The 5,080-nt window shown below is 33.0% G+C and carries 4 protein-coding genes; all 4 read left to right on the forward strand.

Annotation, left to right across the window (positions count from 1 at the left end; all coding sequences use genetic code 11):
* Positions 1-33: 33 nt before the first annotated feature.
* The 4 genes from VFS71_RS02895 (at position 34) to VFS71_RS02910 (ending at position 4,920) form a co-directional block, all read left to right on the forward strand.
* Complete coding sequence (locus VFS71_RS02895; RefSeq protein ID WP_326399282.1) at positions 34-1,116, forward strand: hypothetical protein; 1,083 nt, start codon at positions 34-36, stop codon at positions 1,114-1,116.
* 216 nt (positions 1,117-1,332) lie between these two features.
* Entirely contained in the window at positions 1,333-2,847 is a 1,515-nt protein-coding gene (gene hutH / locus VFS71_RS02900; RefSeq protein ID WP_326399283.1) for a histidine ammonia-lyase, read from the forward strand.
* 49 nt (positions 2,848-2,896) lie between these two features.
* Complete coding sequence (locus tag VFS71_RS02905; protein WP_077377050.1) at positions 2,897-3,541, forward strand: DUF47 domain-containing protein; 645 nt, start codon at positions 2,897-2,899, stop codon at positions 3,539-3,541.
* A 29-nt stretch (positions 3,542-3,570) separates the two neighbouring features.
* Complete coding sequence (locus tag VFS71_RS02910; RefSeq protein WP_326399284.1) at positions 3,571-4,920, forward strand: inorganic phosphate transporter; 1,350 nt, start codon at positions 3,571-3,573, stop codon at positions 4,918-4,920.
* Positions 4,921-5,080: the final 160 nt, after the last annotated feature.

Here is a 5,080-nt window from a genome sequence, read left to right on the forward strand (position 1 = left end):
TGGCTAGAAATAATTCTAAAAAAAATTTTTTTAATGAAAAAACAGATTGCATTATTATGTATTACTTTTTTTGTGCTAGTATCTTGCAGCAGCAATGAAGATACGCCAATTGTTGTACCATCGGCAACTACTGCTCAAGCAGTTTTGAATGGGAATTCTATAGATATTACATGGCAAGCTGTAACAGGAACAGGAATTACTTATAATATTTATAGGAATGACAATCCAGTAAAAATTAATTCAACTCCACTTACGGAAGCAAAATTCACAGATGTTTTAACTACTACAGGAGCTTTTACATATAGTATTACAGTGAATTTGTCAGATCAAGAAAGTCCAAAAGGAGTTGCTTCTGAAAAAGTTGTATTAGAAGTTCCTAAAACGAGAACAGTTGAACAATATAGTTATGATGCCATTACTGGAGCAACTACAGTAGATAAAAGTTTTAGTGTTTTTACTTATGATTCAATGAATATAGTTAAGCTAATTAGTGTTTCAGGTACCTATATGAATTCTGGAAGCACCACACCAATAGAAGCAAATAAAGATGTATACACTTATACAGGAAATTTAATAACGAAATTGGAATCATTTAACAGTGCAGGTGTTGTTCAGAGTTCGACGGTATATTTATATAACGATAAAAATAAAATGACTTCTCTTGTTAATAATCAGGGGGTTGTCGGTATTTTTAAGATGTTATTCGATTATAATATTGATGGTACCGTATTAGGTACCATTTATACTAATTCATCCGGAGTATTGGAGACAAAAGGCTATTCTACAGTTTATACTGTTTTGAATGGAAATGTGATAAAAGAGGAGTCTTCTGCTGTAGTGGGAGGTCTTAGCGAAAAGAATACTATTGAATATAGTTTTGATACAAAAAAGAATCCGTTTGCTAATGTTTTAGGATTTTCTAATTATACTTTATGGTGGTCAAACCATAATAATGGAATAAGTTCTGTAAGTAATAGTAATACATCTTCAACTATATATACAACAAGAAACGAGATTACTTATAATTTAAATGGTAGTGTATTAGTGAATAAATTTTACCGAAAAAGTGGAACTAACCCCGAGGAACTTTATAGTGTAAATACATATACTTATTAAATGAATAGCGTTATTTGATTATGAAAACTGTTTAACGTTGGAACATAATTATATTAAAAGCAACTCAAGCCGAGTTGCTTTTGTAGTTTTGATAATATTTTTTTTTCTTTCAACAGGCAGTATTTCTGTGTTTAATTATATTTTTTAAATTATTATCAAAAATCATTGCTTTTTAATATTGATTTATGGAATTTTGAACTCTTAAATTTAAACAAAATGGAGAATACACATTATATAAGTACCGAATTACTTTCTTTCGAAGTCTTACAAGAAATTATTTCCCACAATAAATCAATCGCTCTTTCGGAGAATGTAAAAACGAATATCATTAAGTGTAGAAAATACTTGGATGCTAAAATGGCTTCTCATTCCGAACCTATTTACGGAATCAATACTGGATTTGGATCACTTTGTAATGTAAAAATTTCAAATGAAAACCTTTCTAAACTTCAGGAAAATCTTGTGAAGTCACATTCTTGTGGAACAGGGGAGGAAGTGCCAAATGATATTGTAAAATTGATGTTGTTGCTTAAAATTCAGTCGTTAAGTTATGGACATTCTGGAGTGCAATTGCTAACAGTTGATCGATTGGTTGAGTTTTACAATAATGATATATTACCTGTTATTTATACTCAAGGTTCACTTGGGGCTTCAGGAGATTTGGCTCCTTTGGCACATTTGTCATTGCCTTTATTGGGAGAAGGAGAAGTTTGGTTTGAGGGTAAAAAAGTAAATTCAGCAGAAGTTTTAAAGCATTTTGGTTGGGAACCTATTGTGTTAAAATCTAAAGAAGGCTTGGCATTATTAAACGGAACTCAATTCATGAGTGCTTATGGTGCTCATATTGTAATGAAAGCAAATAAGTTCTCTTTTTTGGCTGATTTAATCGGAACTATATCTTTGGAAGGTTTTGATGGTAGAATTGAACCTTTTAATGAGTTGATTCATTATATACGTCCTCATAATGGTCAAATTTCGACTGCAAAAAGAGTGAAAGAATTTTTGGATGGAAGTGAAATTATCGAACAGCCTAAAACGCATGTTCAAGATCCGTATTCTTTCCGTTGTATTCCACAAGTGCATGGAGCTTCAAAAGATGCTTTTAACTATGTTAAAAAAGTATTCAGTACCGAAATTAATTCGGTTACCGATAATCCTAATATATTTATAGAAAGCGACCAGATTATTTCTGGAGGGAATTTTCATGGACAGCCTTTAGCATTGGCATTGGATTTTATGGCGATTGCTTTGGCAGAATTGGGAAGTATTTCAGAACGCAGAACGTATCAATTGATTTCAGGATTACGTAATCTTCCTGCTTTCTTGGTTGATAATCCAGGATTAAATTCAGGATTTATGATTCCACAATATACTGCTGCAAGTATTGCTAGTCAAAACAAACAATTGGCAACTCCTTCGAGCGTAGATAGTATAGTTTCGAGCAATGGTCAGGAGGATCATGTGAGTATGGGAGCTAATGGTGCAACCAAATGTTTACGTGTGATGGATAATTTGGAACGTATTTTAGCTATCGAATTGATGAATGCTTCACAAGCGATTGAATACCGTAGACCTTTACACTCAAGCGATTTTATAGAAATGTTTTTAAAATCTTACAGGAGTGAAGTTCCTTTGGTAAAAGAAGACAGAATTCTTCATTATGATATCGAGAAAACAGTTGATTTTCTGAATAGTTTTCAAATCGAAGAGGATTTGTTAACATTAGCTTAACATTAGCTTTAAATAATGAAGTAATTTTGCACTACTAAAACAAAAACAAATGTCATTAAATAGTATTTTTCAATTTCTAGTTCCAAAAGACAAAAAGTTCTTTCCTCTTTTCGAAGAAGCGTCAAGTAATTTAATCGAATTGGCTTCAATTTTGCACGAAGCGGTAAATCTTCCTTTGAAAGAAAGAGAAGTTCTTTTTATCAAAATTGATGAGCTAGAGCAAAAAGGAGAAGACATTACACGTCAAACCAATTTAGAATTGAGTAGAAATTTTATTACTCCTTTTGATAGGGAAGATATTCACTCTCTAATCACTTCAATTGATTATGTAGCCGATTATCTTCATGGTGCTGCTTCAAGAATGCGTTTGTATCAAGTGGATAAAATCACGAAATCAATTCGTAAAATGACAGAAATCAATCTAGAGGCCTGTCAAAATATTGATGTTGCAGTAAAAGAGTTGAAAAACTTGAGCAATATGAAAACGATTACCAACGCTTGTGCCAAAATAAATAAGTTGGAAAACAAGTCGGATATGGTTTATAACAAAGCTGTTTTTGAAATTTTCGAAAACGAAACCGATGCTAAAAATATCATTAAATATAAAGAAGTGTTATCAGTTTTAGAATCTGCAACTGATAAATGTAAGAGTGTTGCCAGTGTTTTAGAATCTATTACGGTAAAACATTCTTAATTTAATTCTATTCATTTGAAGATATTGATATGACTTTACTCATAATTATTATAGTTCTAGCATTAATTTTTGATTACATCAATGGTTTCCATGATGCTGCCAATGCTATTGCTACTGTTGTTGCAACCAAGGTTTTATCGCCATTCCAAGCGGTTTTGTGGGCAGCTTTTTTTAACTTTCTAGCCTATTGGGTTTTTGGTCTGGGAGTAGCCAATACCGTTGCAAAAACGGCAAATACAAGCGAAATTGATTTAGTGGTGATTCTCGCGGGTGTTGTTGCGGCTATTATTTGGAATTTAATTACTTGGTGGCAAGGAATTCCTTCCAGTTCTTCACATACTTTAATTGGTGGTTTTGCTGGAGCTGCGGTTGCACATGCAATTTCAGTGCATGGATTCTCGGATTATACAATAATTGAAGATGGAGTGCAACATTCTAGACATTGGTATGATATTGTAAGCTGGTACAAAGCAGGTAAAGATGGTGGTATGCCTTCTGGAGTAGTGATTATCATCGCATTTATAGTTCTTGCCCCTTTGTTAGGAGCCTTAATGTCGTATTTGATTTCTATTTGGTTGTTAAATGCATCCAGAAAAAGTATCTTGCCTAAGTTGTTTACAATTGCATTAATGATACTATCAGTTTGGTTTGTTTATTGCCAAATGGTTCCGTTCGAAAAAATCGAAAAGCCTCGTTTCGAATCTTCTGTTTTTTGGAGTGTTGTGTTTGAATCACATAATATTAAGTGGTTTTTGGTAGCTTTTATAATACTATCGATTTCAACATTTGCTTTAGTATTTAGTAGTTTGAATTTGCATAAAGCCGATGCAGTTTTGAAGAAAATGCAATTACTGTCTTCAGCGGCTTTTAGTTTAGGTCACGGTGGAAATGATTCTCAAAAAGTAATGGGAATCATTGCAGCAGCTGTAGCGGTTTATATTAAAACTAGTGGTGTAGATATTATGCATCTTCCAGATTGGTTGCAAGTAGTTCTTCCAGATGATGATAAAGGTATAAAAGGAGCAATGCCCGAATGGATTCCTTTGGCTTGTTATACTGCTATTGCTGTTGGAACATTAAGTGGTGGTTGGAAAATTGTAAAAACAATGGGTTCTAAAATCACAAAAGTAACATCTTTTGAAGGAGTAGCTGCCGAAACTGCAGGAGCTTTGACACTTTATTTTACTGAACATTTTAAAGTACCGGTAAGTACAACACATACTATTACAGGATCTATTATTGGGGTTGGATTGACGAAACGTATTTCGGCTGTTCGTTGGGGTGTAACGGTGAGTTTACTCTGGGCTTGGGTACTAACGATTCCGGTTTCTGCATTACTAGCTTCATTAGTATATTGGTTTCTGAAAATATTTTTATAAAATAAAGCATTACATAAAAAAAAACCATTCGCATTCCGAATGGTTTTTTTTATGTTCTATAGTGAGCTGTCTTGTTTTTTAGGAGCAGAAATTTTAGGTAAAATCAACAGTTGTCCTGCTGTCCGCTATATTCCCGTTTAATAAAAACTACGGCAAAAAA

Source organism: Flavobacterium sp., from assembly GCF_035760125.1.
Lineage (GTDB): Bacteria > Bacteroidota > Bacteroidia > Flavobacteriales > Flavobacteriaceae > Flavobacterium.

Excerpts from the sequence above, each read along its gene's own strand:
- VFS71_RS02895 (WP_326399282.1), top strand. The coding sequence starts at position 34 with ATGAAAAAACAGATTGCATTATTATGTATTACTTTTTTTGTGCTAGTA.
- hutH (WP_326399283.1), top strand. The coding sequence starts at position 1,333 with ATGGAGAATACACATTATATAAGTACCGAATTACTTTCTTTCGAAGTC.
- VFS71_RS02905 (WP_077377050.1), top strand. The coding sequence starts at position 2,897 with ATGTCATTAAATAGTATTTTTCAATTTCTAGTTCCAAAAGACAAAAAG.
- VFS71_RS02910 (WP_326399284.1), top strand. The coding sequence starts at position 3,571 with ATGACTTTACTCATAATTATTATAGTTCTAGCATTAATTTTTGATTAC.